The organism is Streptomyces sp. ISL-98, from assembly GCF_018614055.1.
GTDB classification, from domain to species: Bacteria; Actinomycetota; Actinomycetes; order Streptomycetales; family Streptomycetaceae; genus Streptomyces; species Streptomyces spiramyceticus.
The window spans coordinates 40,828-63,697 of the sequence record NZ_JAGGPB010000024.1; the positions used below are offsets into that span (position 1 = coordinate 40,828).

At 69.3% G+C, this 22,870-nt stretch carries 20 protein-coding genes; 5 read left to right on the forward strand and 15 right to left on the reverse strand.

What is annotated here, in order from left to right; all coding sequences use genetic code 11:
* Positions 1-6: 6 nt before the first annotated feature.
* Together purE and J7I98_RS17290 are read right to left on the reverse strand one after the other, a co-directional pair.
* Positions 7-546 (reverse strand): 5-(carboxyamino)imidazole ribonucleotide mutase, encoded by a 540-nt coding sequence (gene purE, locus J7I98_RS17285; protein ID WP_214921616.1) that lies wholly within the window; start codon positions 544-546, stop codon positions 7-9.
* Positions 543-1,694, reverse strand: a complete 1,152-nt coding sequence (locus J7I98_RS17290) for a 5-(carboxyamino)imidazole ribonucleotide synthase (protein ID WP_214921617.1) — start codon at positions 1,692-1,694, stop codon at positions 543-545. Before J7I98_RS17290 ends, purE begins: the two co-directional genes overlap by 4 nt.
* A 218-nt stretch (positions 1,695-1,912) precedes the next feature.
* Between J7I98_RS17290 and J7I98_RS17295 the strand changes: the two genes are divergently transcribed.
* Positions 1,913-2,419: a GtrA family protein gene (locus J7I98_RS17295; protein ID WP_251020779.1), complete on the forward strand. Its 507-nt coding sequence runs from the start codon at positions 1,913-1,915 to the stop codon at positions 2,417-2,419.
* Positions 2,420-2,425: 6 nt separating this feature from the next.
* Here J7I98_RS17295 and J7I98_RS17300 read toward each other — a convergent pair whose 3' ends face one another.
* Together J7I98_RS17300 and J7I98_RS17305 are read right to left on the reverse strand one after the other, a co-directional pair.
* The gene (locus tag J7I98_RS17300; protein WP_214921619.1) at positions 2,426-3,691 is read right to left on the reverse strand and encodes an ATP-binding protein; all 1,266 of its coding nucleotides are present in this window, start codon (positions 3,689-3,691) and stop codon (positions 2,426-2,428) included.
* Between the two features lie 15 nt (positions 3,692-3,706).
* Positions 3,707-4,384: a response regulator transcription factor gene (locus J7I98_RS17305; RefSeq protein ID WP_214921620.1), complete on the reverse strand. Its 678-nt coding sequence runs from the start codon at positions 4,382-4,384 to the stop codon at positions 3,707-3,709.
* Positions 4,385-4,819: 435 nt separating this feature from the next.
* Between J7I98_RS17305 and J7I98_RS17310 the strand changes: the two genes are divergently transcribed.
* Positions 4,820-6,325 carry a peptide MFS transporter gene (locus J7I98_RS17310; RefSeq protein WP_214921621.1) on the forward strand — a complete coding sequence of 502 codons (1,506 nt, stop codon included), beginning with the start codon at positions 4,820-4,822 and terminating at the stop codon, positions 6,323-6,325.
* An 84-nt stretch (positions 6,326-6,409) separates the two neighbouring features.
* Here the strand turns inward: J7I98_RS17310 and J7I98_RS17315 are convergent, their stop codons facing one another.
* The 6 genes from J7I98_RS17315 to J7I98_RS17340 form a co-directional block, all read right to left on the reverse strand.
* Positions 6,410-7,747 (reverse strand): hypothetical protein, encoded by a 1,338-nt coding sequence (locus tag J7I98_RS17315; protein ID WP_214921622.1) that lies wholly within the window; start codon positions 7,745-7,747, stop codon positions 6,410-6,412.
* Positions 7,748-7,761: 14 nt separating this feature from the next.
* Positions 7,762-8,790 (reverse strand): hypothetical protein, encoded by a 1,029-nt coding sequence (locus J7I98_RS17320; protein ID WP_374225136.1) that lies wholly within the window; start codon positions 8,788-8,790, stop codon positions 7,762-7,764.
* Positions 8,791-8,999: 209 nt separating this feature from the next.
* Positions 9,000-9,863: a hypothetical protein gene (locus J7I98_RS17325; protein WP_214921623.1), complete on the reverse strand. Its 864-nt coding sequence runs from the start codon at positions 9,861-9,863 to the stop codon at positions 9,000-9,002.
* 47 nt (positions 9,864-9,910) lie between these two features.
* Positions 9,911-10,570, reverse strand: coding sequence for a peptidase (locus tag J7I98_RS17330; RefSeq protein ID WP_214921624.1), 660 nt, complete (start codon positions 10,568-10,570; stop codon positions 9,911-9,913).
* 171 nt (positions 10,571-10,741) lie between these two features.
* The gene (locus tag J7I98_RS17335) at positions 10,742-11,233 is read right to left on the reverse strand and encodes an ATP-binding protein (RefSeq protein ID WP_214921625.1); all 492 of its coding nucleotides are present in this window, start codon (positions 11,231-11,233) and stop codon (positions 10,742-10,744) included.
* A gap of 174 nt (positions 11,234-11,407) precedes the next feature.
* A complete protein-coding gene (locus J7I98_RS17340) occupies positions 11,408-11,776 on the reverse strand; it encodes an STAS domain-containing protein (protein ID WP_214921626.1) in 369 nt (122 codons plus the stop codon).
* Between the two features lie 251 nt (positions 11,777-12,027).
* Here J7I98_RS17340 and J7I98_RS17345 point away from each other — a divergent pair, with 251 nt between their 5' ends.
* The gene (locus J7I98_RS17345) at positions 12,028-12,930 is read left to right on the forward strand and encodes an RNA polymerase sigma factor SigF (RefSeq protein ID WP_251020780.1); all 903 of its coding nucleotides are present in this window, start codon (positions 12,028-12,030) and stop codon (positions 12,928-12,930) included.
* Between the two features lie 133 nt (positions 12,931-13,063).
* Here J7I98_RS17345 and hutI read toward each other — a convergent pair whose 3' ends face one another.
* The 4 genes from hutI to hutU form a co-directional block, all read right to left on the reverse strand.
* The gene (gene hutI, locus J7I98_RS17350; protein ID WP_214921628.1) at positions 13,064-14,239 is read right to left on the reverse strand and encodes an imidazolonepropionase; all 1,176 of its coding nucleotides are present in this window, start codon (positions 14,237-14,239) and stop codon (positions 13,064-13,066) included.
* 443 nt (positions 14,240-14,682) lie between these two features.
* Positions 14,683-16,017: a formimidoylglutamate deiminase gene (locus J7I98_RS17355; RefSeq protein WP_214921629.1), complete on the reverse strand. Its 1,335-nt coding sequence runs from the start codon at positions 16,015-16,017 to the stop codon at positions 14,683-14,685.
* Positions 16,008-17,198 carry an allantoate amidohydrolase gene (locus J7I98_RS17360; protein WP_214921638.1) on the reverse strand — a complete coding sequence of 397 codons (1,191 nt, stop codon included), beginning with the start codon at positions 17,196-17,198 and terminating at the stop codon, positions 16,008-16,010. Before J7I98_RS17360 ends, J7I98_RS17355 begins: the two co-directional genes overlap by 10 nt.
* Before the next feature lie 131 nt (positions 17,199-17,329).
* A complete protein-coding gene (gene hutU / locus J7I98_RS17365; protein WP_214921630.1) occupies positions 17,330-19,006 on the reverse strand; it encodes a urocanate hydratase in 1,677 nt (558 codons plus the stop codon).
* Between the two features lie 120 nt (positions 19,007-19,126).
* On the opposite strand from hutU, the gene J7I98_RS17370 reads away from it, so the two are divergent.
* Both J7I98_RS17370 and J7I98_RS17375 read left to right on the forward strand, forming a co-directional pair.
* A complete protein-coding gene (locus tag J7I98_RS17370; RefSeq protein ID WP_214921631.1) occupies positions 19,127-20,470 on the forward strand; it encodes a diaminopimelate decarboxylase in 1,344 nt (447 codons plus the stop codon).
* Between the two features lie 63 nt (positions 20,471-20,533).
* On the forward strand, positions 20,534-21,904 hold the full coding sequence (locus tag J7I98_RS17375) for an APC family permease (RefSeq protein ID WP_251020781.1): 1,371 nt from the start codon (positions 20,534-20,536) through the stop codon (positions 21,902-21,904).
* A gap of 299 nt (positions 21,905-22,203) precedes the next feature.
* Here the strand turns inward: J7I98_RS17375 and J7I98_RS17380 are convergent.
* On the reverse strand, positions 22,204-22,870 hold a 667-nt coding region (locus tag J7I98_RS17380; protein ID WP_251020782.1), incomplete at its 5' end, for a reverse transcriptase domain-containing protein.

Here is a 22,870-nt window from a genome sequence, read left to right on the forward strand (position 1 = left end):
TGGCTGTCACTTGCCGAAGCCGAACGAGTCCATGCCCATCGCCTTCGTCCGCAGCCGCCTGCCCTTCTCCGTCGCCTGCTCGTTCAGCTCCTGCTGGAACTCCCGCATACGGGAGCGCAGTTCGTCGTCGTGAGCGGCGAGGATACGGGCCGCCAGCAGCCCTGCGTTGCGCGCGCCCGCCACCGACACCGCTGCGACCGGCACACCGGCCGGCATCTGCACGATGGAGAGGAGGGAGTCCATGCCGTCGAGGTACTTCAGGGGTACGGGAACGCCGATGACCGGAAGCGGCGTCACCGAGGCCAGCATGCCGGGGAGGTGGGCTGCTCCGCCCGCGCCCGCGATGATCACCTTGAGGCCGCGGCCGTCGGCCTCTTCGCCGTACGCGATCATCTCGCGCGGCATCCGGTGCGCCGAGACGACGTCGACCTCGTACCGGATCGAGAATTCGTCGAGGGCCTTGGCCGCGGCCTCCATGACGGGCCAGTCGGAGTCGGAGCCCATCACGATGCCGACCACGGGTCCGGCTGCAGAGGGGGTCGTCATTCTGTGATCGTTCCTCGCAGGTAGCCGGCGGCATGACGGGCGCGCTCCAGCGCGTCGTCGAGGTCGTCGCCGTAGGTGTTGACATGTCCGACCTTGCGGCCGGGCTTCACGTCCTTGCCGTACATGTGGATCTTGAGCTGCGGGTCGCGTGCCATGCAGTGCAGATACGCGGAGTACATGTCGGGGTAGTCGCCGCCGAGGACGTTCGCCATGACCGTCCACTTCGCGCGCGGGCGCGGGTCGCCGAGGGGGAGATCGAGGATCGCCCGGACGTGGTTGGCGAACTGGGACGTCATCGCGCCGTCCTGCGTCCAGTGCCCGGAGTTGTGCGGGCGCATCGCGAGCTCGTTGACGAGGATGCGGCGGGTGCCATCGGCATTCACAGCCTCGAAGAGCTCCACGGCGAGGTGGCCGACGACACACAGCTTCCCCGCGATGCGCAGTGCCAGCTCCTGCGCCTGGCCGCTGAGCTCGTCACTGAGGCCGGGCGCCGGGGCGATCACGGTGTCGCAGACGCCGTCGACCTGCCGGGATTCGACGACGGGGTAGGAGACGGCCTGGCCGTGCGGGGAGCGGACGATGTTCGCCGCCAGTTCCCGTACGAAGTCGACCTTCTCCTCCGCGAGGACCGGCACGCCCGCCTTGAAGGGCTCCTCGGCGTCCTTCTCGCTGCGTACGAACCAGACGCCCTTGCCGTCGTATCCGCCGCGTACCGTCTTCAAAATCACCGGGAAGCCGCCGGTCTCGGCGGCGAACGCTGCCGCGTCCGCCGGGTCGCTCACGATGCGGTGGCGCGGGCAAGGCGCTCCGATCTCCATGAGCTTTGCTCGCATTACGCCCTTGTCCTGGGCGTGCACCAACGCGTCGGGCCCCGGCCGGACGGGAATACCGTCCGCCTCCAGGGCCCGCAGGTGCTCGGTCGGGACATGCTCGTGATCGAACGTGATCACGTCGCAGCCGCGCGCGAAATCGCGCAGCGTGTCCAGATCGCGGTAGTCGCCTATGACGACATCGCTGACGACCTGGGCCGCCGAGTCCTGTGGGGTGTCACTGAGGAGCTTGAATCTGATGCCGAGGGGGATGCCCGCCTCGTGGGTCATACGGGCGAGCTGACCGCCACCGACCATGCCGACTACGGGGAACGTCACGCCTCCAGGGTATCCGCAGGCCCGGGGCGCCCCGCCCCGGCCGTCCGCGCACCCTCCGTCACAGCGCCACCACTCGTTGACGGTGCCCGCAAGCGCCCCAGGAGAGCGCTGGTTAGCATGGCTGGGCTGACGGCAATGACCGGCCGTTCACGACACCGACCGAACGGGGCTGAGCGATCACCATGAGTGGACGAGACGTCGGTCCCTTCCTACGGCACATGAAGCGGCTCGCACGCGAGTTCGTGAAGTTCGGTGCGGTCGGTGGTCTGGGGCTCGCCGTCGACCTCGGCCTCTTCAATCTCCTGTGCCGGCACACGGACATCCCCGTGGTGCGGGCGGGCATCCTGGCGACGATCGTCGCGATCGGCTTCAACTACCTCGGCTTCCGCTACTTCACGTACCGGGAGCGCGACAAGAGCGGCAGTACGAGGGAGCTCACGCTCTTCCTGGCGTTCAGCGCGATCGGCCTGGTGATCCAGAGCGGAGTGCTGTACGTCGCTACGTACGGCTTCGGCTGGGACACCCCGCTCCAGAACAACATCTTCAAGTCCCTCGGCATCGGCATAGCCACGGTCTTCCGCTTCTGGTCCTACCGCACCTGGGTCTTCCAGAAGCTGCCGCCGGCGCGTGACGCCGTCGGGGCGGCGGAGTCGTTCCCGGACGACCCGCGTGACGACGATCCGCGTGACACCCCCCGCACCGCCGAGATCGACCGCGTCACCTGACGCCTGTCACCTGACCGTCTTCTGCGGCTCCTCCTTGGGCCGCACCACCCTGCTCAGGAAGAGTGCGAACACCGGCGGATGCTGCTGGAGCATCTCCAGCCGACCGCCGTCCGCCTCCGCCAGGTCCCGCGCGACCGCCAGGCCGATTCCGGTGGAGTTGCGGCCGCTGATGCTCCGCTCGAAGATCCGCGCACCGAGGTCGGCGGGCACGCCCGGCCCCTCGTCCGTCACCTCGATGACCGCCTGGTTGCCGGTGACGCGGGTGCGCAGGGCGACCGTACCGCCACCGTGCATCAGTGAGTTCTCGATCAGCGCGGCCAGCACCTGGGCGACCGCGCCCGGTGTGCCGACGGCCCGCATCCCCTGCTTGCCGGAGTGCACGATGGCGCGGCCGGCGCTGCGGTAGGCCGGGCGCCACTCCTCGATCTGCTGCTTGACGACCTCGTCGAGGTCGAAGGGGACGGCGGATCCGTTGCGGGGGTCGCGGGCGTTGGTGAGCAGCCGCTGTACGACGTCGGTGAGGCGCTCGACCTGTGCGAGCGCGATCGTCGCCTCCTCCTTCACCGTGTCCAGGTCCTCGGTGAGGGTGATCTCCTCCAGCCGCATGGACAGCGCGGTCAGCGGCGTACGGAGCTGATGGGAGGCATCGGCAGCGAGCCGGCGCTCGGCGGTGAGCATCCGGCCGATCCGCTCGGCGCTGGAGTCGAGGACGTCGGCGACCCGGTCGAGTTCCGGTACGCCGTACCGCTTGTGGCGGGGCCGCTGGTCGCCCGAGCCGAGGCGCTCCGCCGTTTCGGCCAGGTCGGTGAGCGGGGATGCGAGGCGGTTCGCCTGGCGTACGGCGAGCAGAACCGCCGCGATGACGGCGAGCAGAGCCACCGCGCCGATGATCATCAGCGTGCGGCCGACCTCGGACGTCACCGTGGAGCGGGACTCCTGCACGGTGACCGTCTCGCCGCGCTCGCCCTTGGCCGTGCCCTGGATGACGCTGCCTTCGGGACGGTCGCCGATTTCGATGGAGGCCCGGCCGGGGACGTCGATCCGGGCGTACCGATCGGCGCCCAGCTGCTCGGCCAGGACGTCGGGGTTGACCCGCTCCTCGCCGAGGAGACGGCTCTCTACGACGCTGACCAGGCGCAGCGCCTCGGAGTCGACGCTTTCCTGGGCGCTGTTGCTGATGGTGCGGGTCTCGACGAGGACGAGGGAGACCCCGAAGACGGCGATCACGACGAGCACCACGGCGAGCGTGGAGTTGATCAGACGGCGGCGCATGGCTGTGTGTGTACGTCAGCTCTTCTCGAAGCGGAAGCCGACGCCCCGCACGGTGGCGATGTAACGCGGGTTGGCGGCGTCGTCGCCCAGCTTCTTGCGGAGCCACGAGATGTGCATGTCGAGGGTCTTGGTCGACGACCACCAGGTGGTGTCCCAGACCTCACGCATCAGCTGGTCGCGCGTGACGACCCGGCCCGCGTCCCGGACGAGGACCCGCAGCAGGTCGAACTCCTTTGCTGTGAGCTGGAGTTCCTCCTCGCCCATCCAGGCGCGGTGCGATTCGACGTCGATCCGTACCCCGTGGGTGGCGGGCGCGGGGGCGGGCTCGGTGGCGCCGCGCCGCAGGAGGGCCCGTACGCGGGCGAGGAGCTCGGCGAGGCGGAACGGCTTGGTCACGTAGTCGTCGGCGCCGGCGTCGAGGCCGACCACCGTGTCCACTTCGTCGGCGCGGGCGGTCAGCACCAGGATCGGGATGGTGTGGCCGTCGCCGCGGAGTCTGCGGGCGACTTCGAGGCCGTCCATGCCGGGCAGTCCCAGGTCGAGCACGACCAGGTCGACTCCGCCCTGGAGTCCGGCGTCGAGCGCGGACGGTCCGTCCTCGCGCACCTCGACCTCGTAACCCTCCCGGCGCAGTGCGCGGGCCAGCGGCTCGGAGATGGATGCGTCGTCCTCGGCGAGCAGTACACGGGTCATGGACTGATGGTAGTCCGCGGACGGTACGAGGCGTGGGGCGATGGGGTGGCGGTCGTCTGGTGATCGTCCGGAGGCCCTCCGAGGGGCGCCCCCCGGTTGTCCGGAAGTCGTCCGGACCCTGCGGCTCTGGGATGCGATCCTGGCAAGGACCTTCGGATCAGGGCTGCCGGTTCCCGCGCAACCTGTGATCCATCTCTCAAGTCCTTCCATATGCCGCACTGTCGTGTCGTATGGTGGCGAGACGCCTGTAGTACGACGCAGGGGCCTTTGGGGTGTGAACGCGCCAAAGGTCTCTTTTCTGTGCGGGGTTGGCTGTGCCGCCCTGTCGACAGGAAATGACCTATCGGCCGGGCCCCTCGCGTGCTGCCGGCCTTCCCCCACACGGGCGCGTACCCGCTCACGAGGCGGACGCGTCCCGAGCGAGCAAGGATCACCATGGCGTCCAGCCTGACGAAGGACACCGCCGGGGCACCTTCCGGCGAGAAGGCCTTCTTCGGCCACCCACGCGGTATGGCCACCCTCTTCATGACGGAGATGTGGGAGCGCTTTTCCTGGTACGGAATGCGCGGCATTCTCACGCTCTACCTGGTGGCTGCGGTCCTCGACGGCCCGCTGGAGGACCGCAAGGTCCTCGCCGCCTCCATCTACGGCGTCTACAACGCCGTCGTCTACATGGCGGCCATGCCGGGCGGCTGGGTCGCCGACCGCCTCTGGGGCGCGCGCAAGGCCGTCCTCGTCGGCGGCATCGTCATCGCGCTGGGCCACTTCACCCTCGCGATCCCGAACGACGTCGCCTTCTTCTGCGGCCTCGCGCTGATCGCGGCCGGCACCGGACTGATGAAGCCGAACATCTCCGTGATGGTCGGCGGCCTCTACGAGGGCCAGTCCAGCGCCCGCCGCGACGCCGGATTCACGCTCTTCTACATGGCGATCAACATCGGCGCCATGATCGCGCCGTTGGTCGTCGGCTACCTCGGTGAGAACGTCAACTGGCACCTCGGCTTCGCCGTTGCCGGTATCGGCATGAGCCTCGCCGTCGTCCAGTACGTCCTGGGCGGCCGTCACCTCGGTGACATCGGCAAGGAGCCCGCGAAGCCGGCCACGCCGGAGGAGAAGCGCGCCGTCCTGCGCAAGGTCGCAATGTGGGCGGGCATCGCCATCGTCGCGCTGGTCGCGGACCTGGTCATGGGTACGTACGACATCGAGCACGTCGTCAACGTCCTGGCCGTTCTCGGCGTCGTCGTGCCGATCGTGTACTTCGTCGCGATCTTCCGTAACCCGGCGCTCACCAGCGCGGACCGCCCGAAGATCAAGGCGTACGTGTGGTTCTTCGTGACCGCCGTGCTGTTCTGGATGATCTACGACCAGTCCGGCTCGCTCCTGACGATCTTCGCCGACGAGAAGACGGACCGCATGATCGGCGGCTGGGAGTTCCCGGCCTCCTGGTACCAGTCGGTCAACCCGATGATGGTCATCATCCTGGCCCCGGTCTTCGCCACGCTGTGGGTCAAGCTGGCGCAGCGCAACCGCGAGCCCAGCACCGCGATGAAGTTCGCCCTGGCGATGCTCCTCATCGGTGGCTCCTTCGGCATCATGGGCCTGGCGGGCGCCGCGGCCGCGAACAGCGAGACCGGCAAGGTCACGATCTTCTGGCTGCTGAGCGTCTACCTCGTGCAGACCATCGGCGAGATGTGCCTGTCGCCGGTCGGCCTGTCCCTGTCGACGAAGATGGCCCCGAAGCTGTTCGTTGGACAGATCATGGGTCTCTGGTTCCTGGCCAGCGCCACGGGCAACGCGCTGAACGGCTGGACCACCAAGCTGAACGCGCCGCTCGGCGACGCGCTCTACTACACGCTGTGGGCGGTCGTCGCCGTCGCCGCGGGCTTGGCCTTCATGACGGCGGGCAAGAAGATCCGTGCGCTCATGGGGGACGTGAAGTAACCCCTCTTCGCATCTAAGGGCCGCCGTACCGGGTTCGTCCGGTACGGCGGCCCTTTGCGTTGCCGTTCTCGTTTCGCTTTGGTATCAGCGCATACCGCGCAGTCGGCGCCACGGCGTGAACGTGAAGACCGCGCCGCCCAGCAGGATCACCGTGCCTGCGACCAGGCCCAGGGCGCGCAGGCCGCCGTTGTCGGCGGCGCCCGTGTCAGCGAGGCCGCCGCCGGAGTCGGTGCCTCCGCCTCCGGTCGCGGCGCTGCCGCCTGTGGTGCCGCCCGCTGAGCCGCCGCCCGACGCGCCGCCCGGCTGGGCGGAGGTGTCGAGCTCGAGGGACACCTCGGCCTTGCCCTTGACCGTGCACGGGATGCTGATCTTCTGGCCGCCCAGGGTGACGTCGATCGTGAGCGTGCCGGGGCTGAGCGTGGACTTGCCGCTCGCACCGGGCTTGTACGTCCCTGTCATGTCCGGCAGGTTCACCGGCTTGCCCTGCTCCAGCGGGTCCTTGTTGGCCGGGCCCACTACGGAGACAACGCCCTTGTCCGCGCCGCCGAGCAGCAGTGCCATCGAGGGCTTGAGTGCGCCTGCGGGGAGTGCGGCCGGGCTGTCCATCACTCCCTTGGCCGTCTTGACCACCAGGTCGTAACTGCCGCCGTTCTTCTTGGCGTTGATCGTCACCTTGGAGTTGATGCTCGCCGGGCCCGGCGACTTGCACTCGAATGCGACCGTGACTTCCTTGCCGGGGAAATCGGTCTGGCCGCCGTCACCGCCGCCTGAGGTGGTGCCTCCTGAGGTCGTCGTGCCCCCGGAGGTGGTCGTGCCGCCTGAGGTCGTGGTACCGCCTGAGGTGGTGCCACCTGATGTCGTGCCGCCTGAAGTGGTGCCGCCCGAGGTGCCGCCGCCCTCCGAGACCTTGATCGTGGCGGCCGCCTTGACCGTCTCCTTCGGCGTGCACTTCGTGTCCGTCGACATCGGCTTGCTGACGTTGATGTTGTACGCGTCGGGCGTCAGCGTGATCTCGCCCGCCTTCTCCAGCTTCAGCTTGCCCTTCATGTCCGGCAGCACCATCGGACTGTTCTTGGGGATCGGCGGGTTCTGCCTCGGCCCCTCCATCTTCAGGTCCGCTGTCGCCGCGCCGGACACCTTGATCGTGCCGGTCGGCTTGACGGTGTCCTTCTCCAGGTCGATGACGTCGGGGTTCTTGGAAGCGGCCTCGACCGTCTTCCACACCACTTCGACCTCGTCACCGACCTTGGCCTCCGCCGGTGCGGTGATCTGCACCTTCGTGGTGCCCTGGACGGGTGGCAGGCCGGAGATGGGCGGGGGTATGCACTCGGTCTTGTACGAGACTTCGGCTGCTTGCGCGGGGCTCGCCGCGAGCAGGATTCCCGCGCCGCCGAGCATCAGCGCGACCCCTGCCGCGCTCATCCTCCGTTGCGTGGTCACGAATTTCCCTTCGTCGTCGGACTGTTATCGGACGGTGCGGAGATCTGGGCGTGCGGACCCGGTGCGTTGTCCGGGGTGAACCACGGCAGGGCCGTGGTGTCTGTGGGCGGCGGTGAAGCGGCCGCTTGAGCGCGGGGCGCCGTGCGGTGGCGGCCCGCTGTGCGGTTCGGCGTACGCGGCCGTACCTTGTCGACGATCGCCATGCCGATACGGAACACCGCCGCCGGTACGACCACGCACAGCAGAACCCAGAAGAGCGTGACGCCCCAGGGGCGCCCCACGCCCCACGGCTGCTCGGCCAGCACCTTCTGCCCGTACTTGAGCGACACGAGGTAGTCGCCGTGCGCACCGGCCGGCAGCTGGACGTCCAGCTTGACCTGCGCCTTCTTGCCGGGCTGGATGGTGCCGCGCCACTGGCGCTCCTCCCACTGGGGGGAGTAGACGCCGTGCGAGGTGCCGACTTCGAAGACGGGGTCCTTGACCGGGTCGGAGCCGAGATTGCCTACGGTGACGACGAGTTCGCGGGTCGGCGGGGCGCCGAACCAAGTGAGGACCGAGCCGGATCCGTCGAGCCGGGCGGCCGCCAGTACGGCCAGCCTGCCGCCGGCGCCGGGCTGCGGCAGCGGTTCTACGGGGTGGCCCGCTACGTCGAATACGGCGTCCACGGTGGCTTGTTCGCCGGTTACCGTCGCGACGTGTACTACGCAGGGGCACGCCTTGGGCGGTTCGGCCACCGGCATCTTCTTGCTGAAGGCGCCCTTCGCGTCGGTGGTCACTGCGCGGCCGTCCGAGTTTGCGCAGGCGTTGGTGCCGCCGATTACGCCGCTGGCTGGGGTCGCCTGGCCGCAGATCAGCATCATGAGGAGGGCTTTGGGGCGCCAGCCCTTGCCTTTGACTGTGATGTCGCCGCCCTTGCCCGCCTCCGTTTTGGAGAGGGTTACTTGGGGTTTTGGGACGGCTGCTGTTGCTGTGGGGAGTGGGGTAAGGATCAGGGTCAGGGTCAGGGTCAGGGTCAGCGCAGCCAGCCATGCAGCGGGGGTGAGGTGCGGTGGCGCTGGGGTCGGTGCCGTTCCGGCGCGTCTCCTCGGGTGCCGAACGGGCGGGGGGTCGCATGTGTACGCCGCCCACGCTGTGTTCGACACCCTGCGGGGCGCGCCCCTGCACGTCCCCTCCCGCAACCCCGCTTGCCTGGCGGCGTGGGGCTCGTCGTTCTCGGGGGCGGGGTTGCCGGCGGTCACGTTGCTGCTCCTGCCTTCGCCAAGTGCCGTTCAGGGTTTGCCGTTTCGGTGGTCCGGGATGCGGGGCCGCGGCGTATGAAACGCATTGCTGCGGCGCCTGCCAGCAGCGTCGTGATGGTGATGGTTACCGGGGTCCAGGGGACGAAGGTTGCGGAGGCTGTCGACGAGGCGGGTGCGGCGCCCGGGGCGGTCGCGGTCAGGCTTACGTCCACCGAGTCCAGCGCCGGTGCGTCCGGCCAGGGTTCCGTGAGCTCTACCCGCCGGCCGGGGAGCAGTTTCACCGGGAGCGTGCGGGCCTTGCGGCGCAGCACCTCGCCGAAGAGGCCGTCGGCGTGGACGCTGAGGCTCGGGGTGAGTGCGGTGTTGCCCCGGTTTACTACTGCGTAGTGGATGGTTTGCTCGCTGATCGTGATGTCCTCCACCGTGAGCGCCGCCAGCGTCGGGCCGCTGACCCGCAAATGGACTCGTACGCCTGCCTCGCGGCCTCCGCCCGACGCGACGATCGCGCCCGGGTGGTCGCCGGGAGTCGCGCTCTGCGGCACGGTGACCGTGAAGGGGACCTCCGCCCTGGTGCGGGGCGGGATCTTCACCTCGTCCGCCGCGAGTGCGATCCACGCTCCGGTCCGGGTGTTGTGCGCGGCTCGGAGTTCGAGGGTGCGGGGCTTGCTGCTGGAGTTGGTCAGCGACAGCTTGTCCTCCAGTGCGGTGCCGGCCGCGCCTTCCAGGTAGAAGTACGGCCTGCCGTCACCGCTCGGAGCCACCTTCCACCCCTCCTCCGCGGCATGGGCAGGGGTGGCCAGGACGGCGGCGCACAGCAGTGCGGCGGTGAGGAGGCGGACGGCACAGCGCGGCGACGGCATGGGCGGCTCCCGGGTACGGCGGCTTACGGGCGTACGGCCGGGGCGGCTCAGCCCGTGATCCGCTGACCGCGCCGGGTCAGCCACAGCGCACCTGCAGCCCCGGCCAGCAGCACCGTGCCGCCGAGCGTGCCGAGTGCCAGGGCGGAGTCGAGCGGTCCGGTCTTCGGCAGCTCGCCGGGCGCGTCCTGCGAGGCGCCGCCCGAACCCTTGACGTCCAGTTCCAGTGACGGCTTGGGGCTGTTGGAGGGGGTGCAGGTAGTGGTCGTGCCCAGAGCCTTGATGGTCAGCACGGACGCCGTGAAGGTGACCTTTCCGGTCTTCCTGGGCGTGTACGTACCGGCCAAGTCGGTTATTTTGATGGGGGTGTTGGCCGGGACGGCGGCAGGGTTCGATGGGCCCGACACCTGCACTGTGCCGCTCTCCGCGCCACCCAGCTTGATGACCGCGCTCGGCTTCATCGCCCCCTTGCCCAGCTCCACGGGGCTGGACGAGACGCCCTTCTGGAAGGACATGGTGAGCTTGTAGCCGCTGCCGCTCTTGACGCCCTTGATGTCGATCGGGGAGACGGCTCCCTTGTTCCCGATCGGCGTCTTGCACTGGTAGTTGACGTCGACGACGTCGGCATGGGCCGCGGGGGCGGCCAGCAGCACCACCGAGCCCGCAACCGCCGCCGCCAGCGCGAGAGTTGTCCGCTTCTGGTACGACACCTCGTGTTCCCCTTATGCCGGAAGTTACTGACGACACATCAGATTGGGCGTCAAGGTACGCCTGGGGCCTTGCCGAGGGAAGACAAAGTGCACGCCGGATCGGCGTGCACTTACGAGGATTGCGAACCGCCGGTAACCCCGTGCGGGAACTGGGGTTCGGAGTCGGCGGGGCTAAATGGGAGCGGCGAGTTCCGCCCAGACGGTCTTGCCCGGCGTCTCCGGCTCCCGTACGACACCCCAGTCCAGGCACAGCCGCTGCACTATGAACATCCCGTGCCCGCCGGGCCGCCCGGCCCGGTGCGGCGTGCGGGGCGCAGGCTGGCCGGCGCCGCGGTCGATGACTTCGAGCCGCAGCACCTTGCTGTCGCACGTGACGCGCAGCTCTTCCGGCCCTTCCGCGTGCAGGCAGGCGTTGGTGACCAGTTCGGAGACGACCAGCAGGACGTCCTCGGCAGCGGCACGCCGCTCGGCCGTCTCGGCGGGGAGCCAGCCCCACTCGTACAGCGCCTGGCGGGTGAAGTCGCGGGCGAGCGGCACAATGCCGCTGGCGCTGCCCAGTGCCAGGGAACGCACCTGACCCGCGGCGGACACGGCTGAGCCAGAGCCGTGGCTCGCCGACTCTGGGCCGAGGTCGCCCGGCCGAGGCTGCCGGGTGGTGCTCATCAGCGCTTCACCTCACCGATTCGCCAATTCATCAATTCATCGCTGCAAGGACATGGGGGCCTTCGGGGCCCCCGGGGGTAGACGGAGTCAGAGTCCTCCTGCCCGACCGAACGGTGAGAACACCCACTTTTTCGGTACGGACGACGTGACACGGATAACTCAGCCGGCCGGAAGTCAGTCTTCCATCGCGGCTTCGAGCGATTCATGCACGGTGAAGACCGCCTCTGCCCCGGTGATTTCGAAGACCCTGGCCACTACCGGCTGCATGCCGGCCAGATGGACTCCTCCCCCGGCCGCTTCGGCCTTGAGGCGGGCGCCGAGCAGCACATTCAGCCCGGTCGAATCACAGAACTCGAGCGACGAGCAGTCGATGACCAGGCGCGTACGCCCGGCCTCGAGCGCACTCTCCAGAGGCTCACGCAGCAATTCGGCGGTGTGGTGATCAAGCTCACCCGCCGGTGTGACGATTTCGCTCCGGCCCTCGGTCCGAACTGCGACCCGGAGTCGACCCCGGTTCGCGCTGCCGACCGTCCCGCGCTCCATGCCCGTCTCGTCTCTCTTCGCAGTCGTGACTGTCATTGACGTGCCAGAACCCTACGCCTTCTGCACGCCGACCGGTACTCGAAGTACCACACAACCCCTGCCAATGCGGACATATGGGACTTGCAAGTCCTGGGCAAGAGCGGGTAGGCCTAGTAGGGACACAACCAACACGACCGGCTTTGGAGGCGCCGCACACCGCACGCAGACGTATCGGCATCGGCAGCCATATGCCGAGAACGATGGAGGAGACCATGTCACCCCGGCTCGACGAATCGCGAACGCCGCTCCCTGTGCAGCCGCCCGCGCCGTCGACAACCCCGCCCGAGCAGATCGAGACCGGAATCGAGGGGCTCGAAGGGCTCCCCGAGATCCCGCCGTACGACGAGGTGGGGCCGCTGGATGCCAGGGCCCTGTCCAAGACGCTCTTTGGGCGCCTCGAATCCCTCGAAGAGGGAACGCACGAGCATGCGTACGTACGCAACACACTCGTCGAACTGAACTTGGCCCTGGTCAAGTTCGCCGCTTCCCGGTTCCGCTCCCGCAGCGAACCGATGGAAGACATCATTCAGGTCGGAACGATCGGCCTGATCAAGGCGATCGACCGCTTCGAGCTCAGCAGGGGCGTCGAATTCCCGACCTTCGCGATGCCGACCATTGTCGGCGAGATCAAGCGCTTCTTCCGCGACACCTCCTGGTCGGTCCGCGTCCCGCGGCGCCTCCAGGAACTGCGCCTCGACCTCGCCAAGGCCGGTGACGAACTCGCCCAGCAGCTCGACCGCGCCCCCACCGTGGGCGAGCTGGCGAAGCGCCTCGACCTCACCAATGAGGAGGTCGTGGAGGGCATGGCCGCGAGCAACGCGTACACCGCGAGCTCGCTGGACGCCCAGCCCGAGGAGGACGACTCGGAGGGTGCGCTGGCCGACCGCATCGGCTACGAGGACCATGGCCTCGAAGGCATCGAGTACGTCGAATCGCTGAAGCCCTTGATCGCCGAACTGCCTTCGCGCGATCGCAAGATTCTCTCGCTGCGGTTTGTCGCGAATATGACGCAGTCGGAGATCGGCGAGGAGCTGGGCATCTCGCAGATGCATGTGTCACGACTGCTCTCGCGCACGCTGAACAAGCTGCGGAAGGGCCTGACGGTCGTGGAATAGGCACGCGTGCGGCATGCGGAATGCTGAACGCTGAATGAGGGCCTGCCCCGGGCGATATCCGGGGCAGGCCCTCTTTCATGGCTCGCCTACCCCGTTCCGCGCCGCTCAGTGCTCTTGTGCGTAGGACACGCCCCTAGAGCTTGCGGGCGCCGTGCTGCCAGACCGCGGACACCAGGGGTACACCCGGGCGGTAGGCGAGGTGGACGTGGCTCGGGGCGTCGAGCAGCGCCAGGTCGGCGCGGGCGCCGGGGGCGATGCGGCCGACGTCGGTACGGCGCAGGGCCTGGGCGCCGCCCGCGGTGGCCGACCAGAGGGCCTCGTCCGGCGTCATCCCCATGTCGCGTACCGCCAGTGCGATGCAGAACGGCATGGAGCTGGTGAAGGACGAGCCCGGGTTGCAGTCGGTGGACAGCGCGACGGTCGCGCCCGCGTCGATGAGGCGGCGGGCGTCGGGCCAGGCGGCGCGGGTGGAGAACTCCGCGCCGGGGAGGAGAGTGGCGACCGTATTGCTGTTCGCGAGGGCGTCGACGTCCGCGTCGGTGAGGTGCGTGCAGTGGTCGGCGGAGGCGGCGTCGAGCTCGACCGCGAGCTGGACACCGGGGCCGTAACTGAGCTGGTTGGCATGGACCCGTGGTGTCAGGCCCTTGGCCTGACCGGCGGTGAGGATCGCGCGGGCCTGGTCCCCGTCGAAGGCTCCCTTCTCGCAGAAGACATCCACCCAGCGGGCGTACGGGGCGCAGGCGTCGAGCATCTCGCCGGTGACCAGGGCGACGTACGCCGCCGGGTCGTCGGCGTAGTCGGGCGAGACGATGTGGGCGCCGAGGTAGGTGACCTCGTCGGTGTGCTGCGCCGCGATGCGCAGCGCGCGGGCCTCGTCCTCGACGGTCAGCCCGTACCCGGACTTGGTTTCGAGGGTGGTCGTGCCCTGGCGGAGGGCCTCGGCGAGGTACTTGGCGACGTTGGCGCTCAGCTCCGCGTCGGTGGCGGCGCGGGTGGCGGCGACGGTGGTACGGATGCCGCCGGCGGAGTAGGCGCGGCCCGACATGCGGGCGTTGAACTCCTGGGTACGGTCGCCCGCGAAGACGAGGTGCGAGTGCGAATCGACAAAGCCGGGGATGGCGGCCCGACCCTGCGCGTCGTACACGTCGTCGGCGGCGGGGGCGTGCACGGCGGGGCCGACCCAGGCGATGCGGTCGCCTTCTATGACGACAGCGGCGTCTTGGAGGAGGCCGAGTGGGGTGTCGCCGAGGGCGGGGTCGTTGGTGACGAGGGTGCGGATGTTGGTGACGAGGGTGGTGCGGGTGGTCATGTGCGTCTCCTGTCCTGACGATTGATTCTGGGGCGGCGGGGCCGTGCGGTGGGTTGGGCGGGCGGGATCCGCTGCGCGGGGCCGTCCTCCCCTACCCGCCCCTTCCCGGAGCTGGGGCCAGGCCCCAGACCCCGGAGTGCGCACGGGCGGGCGCCCCCACTTCTGACGGCCCGGGGGCCGACGGGCGGGCGCACGCCCTGGGGCGGCGAGGTCGGCGCGGGCCGCTGACGCCCAGGGGCGACGAACGCAGCACCCACACCGCCCCAGGCCCAGGGGCCGAGGGGTGCGGCGCCCAGCCCACGCCGCGTCGGCCTGCAGGGGCCGACGGTGGGGGGTGGCCGCCGTAGTCGCGGACTTCCGCAGCCTTCCCCCGACGGGTGGGCCGGGTGGGGCAAAGGCCTGGCGCGCAGCGCCGGGGGTGTGCCCTCCCGCCGCGCGCAAGGTCATCCGTGCACTGCTGCGATCGCCTTTGCCAGGGCCGCCGGGACCGAGTCGATCATCGTGTGCGCCCCGTCCCGCACCACGTGCCGGCCGCCCACCACCGTGTGCCGTACGTCCGCCGCCGAGGCCGCGAACACCGCTGTCTCGGCGCCCAGCCGTGGCAGCGGGCCCGCCGTTCTGACCGTGTCCAGGGCGATGGTCGTCAGGTCCGCCAGCGCCCCCGGCTCGATCGTGCCCGCGTCGTGCCAGCCCAGCGCCGCGTATCCGTCGGCCGAGGCCGCGCGGATCAGGGCTGCCGCCGTCCAGTGGCCCCGGGTGCGCGAGCGCAGGCGTTCGTTCAGTTCCATCGCCCTCGCCTCTTCGAGGAGGTCGATCACCGCATGGCTGTCGCTGCCCAGGGACAGCGTGGAGCCCGCCTTCTGCAGGCGCGTCGCCGGGCCGATGCCGTCCGCCAGGTCGCGTTCCGTCGTGGGGCACATGCATGTGCCCGTGGAGGTGGAGCCCAGCAGCGCGATGTCCTCGTCCGACAGGTGCGTGTTGTGTACACCTGTCGTACGCGGGCCCAGCACGCCGTGGTCCGCCAGCAGACGGGTGGGCGTCAGGCCGTGAGCCACCAGGCAGGCGTCATTCTCGGCCGTCTGCTCCGAGAGGTGGACGTGCAGCGGGGCTTCCCTGGACTGCGCCCAGGACGCGACCGTCGACAGCTGGTCGGCGGGTACGGCGCGTACCGAGTGGATCGCCGCGCCGATCCGGACGTGGTCGCTCTCCTTGAGCAGCGACGCCCGCTCGGCCCACCCCTCGGCCGTGCCGTCCGAGAAACGCTGCTGGTGGCGGTTGGGCGCCACACCGAAGCCCGACGAAAGGTACGCCGTGTCGAGGAGCGTGATGCGGATGCCCGCCTCACCGGCCGCCGCGATCAGCGCCTCCCCCATCGCGTTCGGCTCGGCGTACGGCGTGCCGCCGCTGCCGTGGTGCAGGTAGTGGAACTCGCCCACCGCCGTGATCCCGGCCAGCGCCATCTCGGCGTACACGGCACGGGCCAGCTCGAAGTACGACTCCGGGGTGAGGCGGCACGCCACGCGGTACATCACCTCCCGCCAGGTCCAGAAAGTCCCCGAGCCGACCTGGACCGTGGAGCGCAGCGCCCGGTGGAAGGCGTGCGAGTGGGCATTGGCCAGGCCCGGGATCGTCAGGCCCCGCAGGACCGTCGCGCCGGGCGGCGGCACGGGAACGTCCTTGCGGACGGCCGCGATCCGGCCGTCCGTGAGGTCCAGGGCCACGCCCGGCTCGACGAAGGGGTCGAGCCAGGCGTGTTCCAGCCAGTAGGTCACGTGCACGCGAGCCCCTCCAGTACGTCGGCGAGTGCGATGACCCCCGCAACGCAGTCGTCCTCGGCGGCGTACTCGGCCGGGGAGTGCGAGATGCCCGTGGGGTTCCGTACGAACAGCATGGCGGTCGGGACTGAAGCGGACAAAATACCCGCATCGTGTCCCGCGCCGGTGCCCAGAACGGGGATGTCGCGGCTGAGGATGCGCGCGAGCTCGTCGCGCAGGGCGTGTTCGAATTCGACCACCGGGGTGAACGACTCGCGCGTGATGCGCAGGTCGATGCCCGCCCGGGCGGCTTCGGCCTTCGCCGCCTGTTCGATGGCCGCGATCACCTGGTCGAGAGTGACCTGGTCAGCGGCGCGGGAGTCGAGCCAGCCCCGGACCAGGGAGGGGATGGCGTTGACCCCGTTCGGCTCGACGGAGACCTTGCCGAAGGTGGCCAGGGCGCCGGTGAGCTGCGCCTCGCGACGGGCGGCGATGACCGTTTCGGCGTACGTCAGCATCGGGTCGCGGCGGTCCTCCAGGCGGGTGGTGCCCGCGTGGTTGGCCTCGCCGTGGAAGTCGAACCGCCAGCGGCCGTGCGGCCAGATGGCGGATGCGATGCCGACGGGGTGGTCGGTGAGGTCCAGGGCTCGGCCCTGTTCCACGTGCAGCTCGATGAACGCGCCGATACGGGAGAGGCGCTCCGGGTCCGGGCCGATGGCGGAATGGTCGTAGCCCGCCGCCTCCATGGCCTGGGGGAGGCTGATTCCGTCCGCGTCGCGGAGCTCGTGGGCCTTTTCGGGCGTGAGCTGCCCGGCTGCCAGGCGGGAGCCTACGCAGGCCAGGCCGAAGCGGGCGCCTTCCTCGTCGCCGAAGTTGGTGATGGCGAGAGGCTTGGTGAACTCCGCTCCCCTGCGGCGGAGTTCGTCCAGGGCGGCGAAGGACGATACGACGCCCAGGGGGCCGTCGAAGGCGCCGCCGTCGGGGACGGAGTCGAGGTGGGAGCCGGTGACTACCGCGTCGCCTGCTTGGGGGTCTCCCTGCCAGGCCCACTGGTTGCCGTTGCGGTCCACCTCGTAGGTCAGGCCTCGGGATTCGGCCTGGGCGCGGAACCAGGTGCGGCAGTCTTTGTCGGCGCCGGACCAGGCGTAGCGGCGGTAGCCGTTGGAGGTGGCGTTACGGCCGATGGGCTTGAGGTCCGCCCACATTTCGTGGAACGACGTGGGCGTGTGCGGGCCGTCGTCCGGTTGCGCCAAGTCTCCCCCAGTCTCGGCTCCGCTCGACCGGGGGGACCCCCATCGCCCTGCGGAACGACTGCCCACAACGGGGTCGGTGGAGCTCATTCGCTCTCCCGCATCGGGATGCGGACGCCCTGGGTGGCTGCTGTCGTTTCCGCGATGTCGTAGCCCGCGTCCACGTGGCGGATTACGCCCATGCCCGGGTCGTTCGTCAGCACGCGGCGGATCTTCTCGCCCGCGAGCTTCGTGCCGTCCGCGACCGAGACCTGGCCCGCGTGGATCGAGCGGCCCATGCCTACGCCGCCGCCGTGGTGGATCGAGACCCAGGACGCGCCGGACGCGACGTTCACCATGGCGTTGAGCAGCGGCCAGTCGGCGATCGCGTCGGAGCCGTCGAGCATGGCCTCGGTCTCGCGGTACGGGGAGGCCACCGAGCCGCAGTCCAGGTGGTCGCGGCCGATGGCCAGCGGGGCGGCGAGGGTTCCGTCGGCGACCATGTCGTTGAAGAGCGCACCGGCCTTGTCGCGCTCACCCTGGCCGAGCCAGCAGATGCGCGCGGGCAGGCCCTGGAAGTGGACGCGCTCGCCGGCCATCTTGATCCAGCGGTGCAGGGATTCGTTCTCCGGGAAGAGGTCCAGGAGCGCCTTGTCCGTCTTGTGGATGTCGGACGCCTCGCCGGACAGCGCCGCCCAGCGGAACGGGCCCTTGCCCTCGCAGAAGAGCGGACGGATGTACGCCGGCACGAAGCCGGGGAAGTCGAACGCCCGTGAATAGCCCGCCAGTTGGGCCTCGCCGCGGATCGAGTTTCCGTAGTCGAAGACCTCGGCCCCCGCATCCATGAAGCCGACCATCGCCTCCACGTGACGCGCCATCGACTCCCTGGCGCGCGTCGTGAAGTCGGCCGGCTTCTCGGCGGCGTACGACGCCATGTCGTCGAAGTCGACACCGAGCGGCAGGTACGCCAGCGGGTCGTGGGCCGAGGTCTGGTCGGTCACGATGTCGATCGGGGCGCCCTCGGCCAGCATCCGCGGCAGCAGGTCCGCCGCGTTGCCCAGCAGGCCGATCGAGAGCGGCTTGCGCGCGTCACGCGCCTCCACCGCCAGCTGGAGGGCGTGCTCCAGGCTGTTCGCCTTCACGTCCAGGTAGCGGTGCTCGATGCGGCGCTCGATCGCGCGCGGGTCGACGTCGATGCAGATCGCGACGCCGTCGTTCATCGTCACGGCGAGCGGCTGGGCGCCGCCCATGCCACCGAGACCGGCGGTCAGGGTGATCGTGCCCGCGAGGCTGCCGCCGACCCCTTTACCCATTGAATGCAGCTTGGCCGCGACCGCCGCGAAGGTCTCGTACGTGCCCTGCAGGATTCCCTGCGTACCGATGTAGATCCACGACCCGGCCGTCATCTGGCCGTACATGGTCAGGCCCAGCGCCTCCAGGCGGCGGAACTCCTCCCAGTTCGCCCAGTCGCCGACCAGGTTGGAGTTGGCGATCAGGACCCGCGGGGCCCATTCGTGCGTCTGCATCACGCCGACCGGACGCCCGGACTGGACGAGCATCGTCTCGTCCTGCTTCAGGGTCTTCAGCGTGCGGACCATCGCGTCGAAGGAGCGCCAGTCACGCGCGGCCTTGCCCGTGCCGCCGTAGACCACGAGCTTGTCGGGGTGCTCGGCGACCTCGGGGTCGAGGTTGTTCTGGAGCATGCGCAGGGCGGCTTCCTGCTGCCATCCCAGGGCGCTCAGCTCCGTACCGCGCGGCGCCCGTACGGGTCGGGGTCCTGACATGGTGTGCCTCCTCGATCACGAGTGTTGCATCGTCTATTCACATCCTGTCCAGATGAATAGAACTAGTCAATACGTCGGACTGCTCTGCGCCGGATCACACCGGGTGATTGGCTGAGACACATGCCTTCGGACATCAGCGGCCCCGACCGCCGGGAGCAGGCCGTACACGCCGCCGTCGAGCAGGGAGTCGTCGGCCTCGACCACCCCATCGTCGGCCTCCTCGACATCACCGGCATCCGGGCGTCCGCCGCCGCCCTGCGCGCGGCGTTCGCCGAGGTCACCCCCACCGGCACCCCCGTCCTGCATGCCTTCGCCGTCAAGGCGACGCCACTCGTGCCCGTCCTGAGGCTGCTGTACGAGCAGGAGGCCGTCGGCGCCGAAGTCGCGAGCCCCGGCGAGCTCGCCCTGGCCCACGCCGCGGGCGTACCCCCGGACCACACCGTCCTCGACTCCCCCGCCAAGACCACCCCCGAGCTGCGCCAGGCCCTGGCTCTGGGCATCGCAATCAACGCCGACAACGCCCAGGAACTGGCTCGTATCGACTCCCTGATCGCGTCGGGGCCGGCCTCCCTCTCCCCCATCGGCCTGCGCGTGAACCCGCAGATCGGCGGCGGTTCCATCGGCGCGCTCTCCACCGCCACCGCCACCTCCAAATTCGGCGTGGCGCTCCGCGACCCCGGCACCCGCGACTGGGTCGTACGGACCTACCTCGAACGGCCCTGGCTGACCCGGGTGCACACCCATTCCGGGTCGCAGGGCCTCTCCCTGGAGCTGATGGCCCAGGGCGTGTCGGCGGCGTACGACCTCGCCGAGGAGATCAACGCGGCGGCCGGCCGGCAGCAGGTCGACACCGTCGACATCGGCGGCGGCCTGCCGGTCAACTTCGCCTCCGACGCCGAGACCCCGACGTACGCCGACTACGCCCGCCTTCTCAAGCAGCAGGTGCCGGGCTTGTTCGACGGGCGCTACGGCCTGGTCACCGAATTCGGCCGCTCCCTGCTCGCCAAGCACGGCACGGTCCTCGCCCGTGTCGAGTACGCGAAGACCTCGGGGGCCCGCTCCATCGCCGTCACCCACGCGGGCGTCCAGATCGCCACCCGCGCCGTCTACGCGCCCGAGTCCTGGCCGCTGCGCATCGCGGCGTACGACGCGAAGGGCCACCCCAAGCCGGGCCCGGCGGTCGCGCAGGACGTGGCGGGACCGGCGTGCTTCGCGGGCGACCTGCTCGCCGAGAACCGCTCGCTGCCGCTCCTCGAACAGGGCGACTACGCGGCAGTGCTGGACACCGGCGCGTACTTCATGGCCGCGCACTATGCGTACAACAGCCTTGCCAGACCCGGCCTTTACGGCTTCACAGCCACCCGCGAGGGGACGCGCTTCACCGTCGTACGACCGCCGCAGACCCTCGACGAGATCGTCGCCGAGTCGGGGGGCGCACACGCCGACGCGCTGCTGAACCCGTAGTTGACCACGCATCACCAGAGCCACATGGGGAAGAACCTGCCCAACCCACCCGGGGAGGTCCACTTGTCCACATCCGCCGCATCACCACCACCACCGGCATCCGCACCACCAGACGAAGAGACACCCCTCAAACGCGCCCTCGGCCCCAAGCTGCTGATCCTGTTCGTGATCGGCGACATCCTGGGCACCGGCATCTACGCCACCACCGGCAAAGTCGCGGGAAAGGTGGGCGGCGCGCTGTGGCTGCCGTTCGCGATCGGCTTCGTCGTGGCGATCCTGACGGCGGCGTCGTACGTCGAACTTGTCGGCAAGTATCCGAAGGCGGCCGGCGCCGCGCTCTACACCCAAAAGGCCTTCAAGGTCCCGTTCTTCACCTTCATCGTCGCCTTCATGGTGATGTGCTCGGGCCTCTCGTCCGCCAGCGCCGCCGCCCGCGCCTTCAGCGGCGACTATCTGGCGGAGTTCACGGACGCCGTGCCGCCGACGCTCATCGCGATCCTGTTCATCCTGGCCCTCGCCGCGCTCAATCTGCGCGGCGTCTCCGAGTCGGTGAAGACGAATGTGGTGCTGACGCTCGTCGAACTGACCGGCCTGACGGTGATCCTCGTGATCGGCGCGTACGCCGTGATGACAGGCGGCGGAGAGCCTTCGCGGCTCGGCGAGTTCGAGGCGACCGGCACCGGTTACGCGCTGCTCACCAGCGTGCTCGGCGCCACCGCACTCGGCTTCTTCGCCTTCGTCGGCTTCGAGGACTCCGTCAACATGGCGGAGGAGACGAAGGATCCGCACCGCACCTTCCCGAAGGCGATCTTCATCGGGGTGGCGGTCACCGGCACCATCTACGTCCTGGTCGCGCTGATCTCGTCGCTGCTCGTCGACTACACGGTGCTGGAGAAATCCAGCGGCCCGCTGCTCGAAGTGGTGAAGGCGGGCGGTGTCGACTTCCCGCCCAGACTCTTCGCCCTGATCGCGCTGTTCGCCGTGACCAACTCCGCGCTGATCAACATCATGATGGCGTCGCGCCTCTGCTACGGCATGGCGAACGAACGCATCCTGCCGCGCGGCATGGGCCGGGTCCTGGCCAAGCGGCGTACACCGGTCGTCGGCATCGTCTTCGTCTCGCTGCTGGCCATCGGCCTGGTGTCCACGGGCGAGATCGAGGGCCTGGGCGACACCACGGCGTTCCTGCTGCTGTGCGTCTTCGCCGTGGTGAACGTGGCCGTGCTGGTCCTGCGCAAGGACCGGGTCGAGCACGAGCACTTCCGTACGCCGACGATCCTGCCTGTGCTGGGCGCGATCACCGCGATCATCCTGGCCAGCCCGCTGGCGGACCGCCCGGCGGACGTCTACATCCGGGCGGGCGTGCTGCTGCTGATCGGCATCGGCCTGTGGGTGCTCAACAAGGTGGTGATAAAGGCACGCGGGGAGGGGTGAGGGGGCTCGGGTAGGGGCCTGCGGCGTCGCTTTGTTCCTCTACCCGCCCCTTGCCGATGCTCCAGAGTGACACTTCTGGAGTGGTCAGCCCATGGTGGCATCCTCGCGGTTAAGCAGCCTAGGAACTCTCTGCTCCGTATACAGAGTATGGAGACGCTTGAGGCGGCGGGGCTCCTGGCCGAGGGCGGGCGGGAATACCTCGGCCCCCCAGTGGTCGGGTCGCCCGGGGGAATCGCACCCCCGGGCTCCCACAGAACGGAGCGTGACAGTCTCCCGTCACTCCGCTCTTGTCACCCTGGTCACCAGAAACACGGCGTCCATGCCCAGTGGGCGAAGAGCCGGGGGTGCTGACTCGTGATGCGCTGCCAGCACTTGTGGGCCTTCTTGAACGGCCGAAGTCGCTTGTACTTCTTGCGGATCCAGCGCATCAGGTAGGCGCTGATGCGCCGTAGGAGTGGAAACAGTTGGGAGCGGTAGAACGCCCCGTAGTACTGCATCCAGCCACGCACGATCGGGTTGATCCTGCGGGCGAGTTCGGCGAAGGTGAGACCGATCCGCAGGTGGAGCCGCCAGGAGCGGACCTCCCCGCTGATCTTCTTCAGGGCTTGCCTGCTGATCGCGGGCAGGAAGTTGGTGAAGTTCTGCCCCTTCCTGCTGCGCGCTCGGCGGGCTTGGAACGTAAACCCGAGGAAGGTGAACGACGTGTGCTCGTAGGAGCCGCGCCGGTTTCCATCCTTGCAGTACACGATCTTGGTCTTGTCGGGATGCAGCCGCAGCCCGACCTCGTCCATCCTGTTCGCAAGTGCAGCCAGTACCTCGCGGGCCTGACGCTCGCTGACGCAGTGCACGACCGCATCGTCCGCATACCGCTCGAACTGGACGCCCGGATAGGTCCGGGTAAGCCAGGTATCGAACGCGTAGTGCATGAACAGGTTCGCCAGCACGGGCGAGAGCACGCCCCCAACG

Coding starts and splice junctions, on each gene's coding strand:
- J7I98_RS17315 (WP_214921622.1), bottom strand. CDS start 7,747: ATGAGCGCGGCAGGGGTCGCGCTGATGCTCGGCGGCGCGGGAATCCTG.
- hutI (WP_214921628.1), bottom strand. CDS start 14,239: ATGACCACCCGCACCACCCTCGTCACCAACATCCGCACCCTCGTCACC.
- J7I98_RS17310 (WP_214921621.1), top strand. CDS start 4,820: ATGGCGTCCAGCCTGACGAAGGACACCGCCGGGGCACCTTCCGGCGAG.
- J7I98_RS17295 (WP_251020779.1), top strand. CDS start 1,913: ATGAAGCGGCTCGCACGCGAGTTCGTGAAGTTCGGTGCGGTCGGTGGT.
- J7I98_RS17340 (WP_214921626.1), bottom strand. CDS start 11,776: ATGGAGCGCGGGACGGTCGGCAGCGCGAACCGGGGTCGACTCCGGGTC.
- purE (WP_214921616.1), bottom strand. CDS start 546: ATGACGACCCCCTCTGCAGCCGGACCCGTGGTCGGCATCGTGATGGGC.
- J7I98_RS17335 (WP_214921625.1), bottom strand. CDS start 11,233: ATGAGCACCACCCGGCAGCCTCGGCCGGGCGACCTCGGCCCAGAGTCG.
- J7I98_RS17370 (WP_214921631.1), top strand. CDS start 19,127: ATGCCTTCGGACATCAGCGGCCCCGACCGCCGGGAGCAGGCCGTACAC.
- J7I98_RS17345 (WP_251020780.1), top strand. CDS start 12,028: ATGTCACCCCGGCTCGACGAATCGCGAACGCCGCTCCCTGTGCAGCCG.
- J7I98_RS17360 (WP_214921638.1), bottom strand. CDS start 17,198: ATGTGGGCGGACCTCAAGCCCATCGGCCGTAACGCCACCTCCAACGGC.
- J7I98_RS17300 (WP_214921619.1), bottom strand. CDS start 3,691: ATGCGCCGCCGTCTGATCAACTCCACGCTCGCCGTGGTGCTCGTCGTG.
- J7I98_RS17305 (WP_214921620.1), bottom strand. CDS start 4,384: ATGACCCGTGTACTGCTCGCCGAGGACGACGCATCCATCTCCGAGCCG.
- hutU (WP_214921630.1), bottom strand. CDS start 19,006: ATGTCAGGACCCCGACCCGTACGGGCGCCGCGCGGTACGGAGCTGAGC.
- J7I98_RS17325 (WP_214921623.1), bottom strand. CDS start 9,863: ATGCCGTCGCCGCGCTGTGCCGTCCGCCTCCTCACCGCCGCACTGCTG.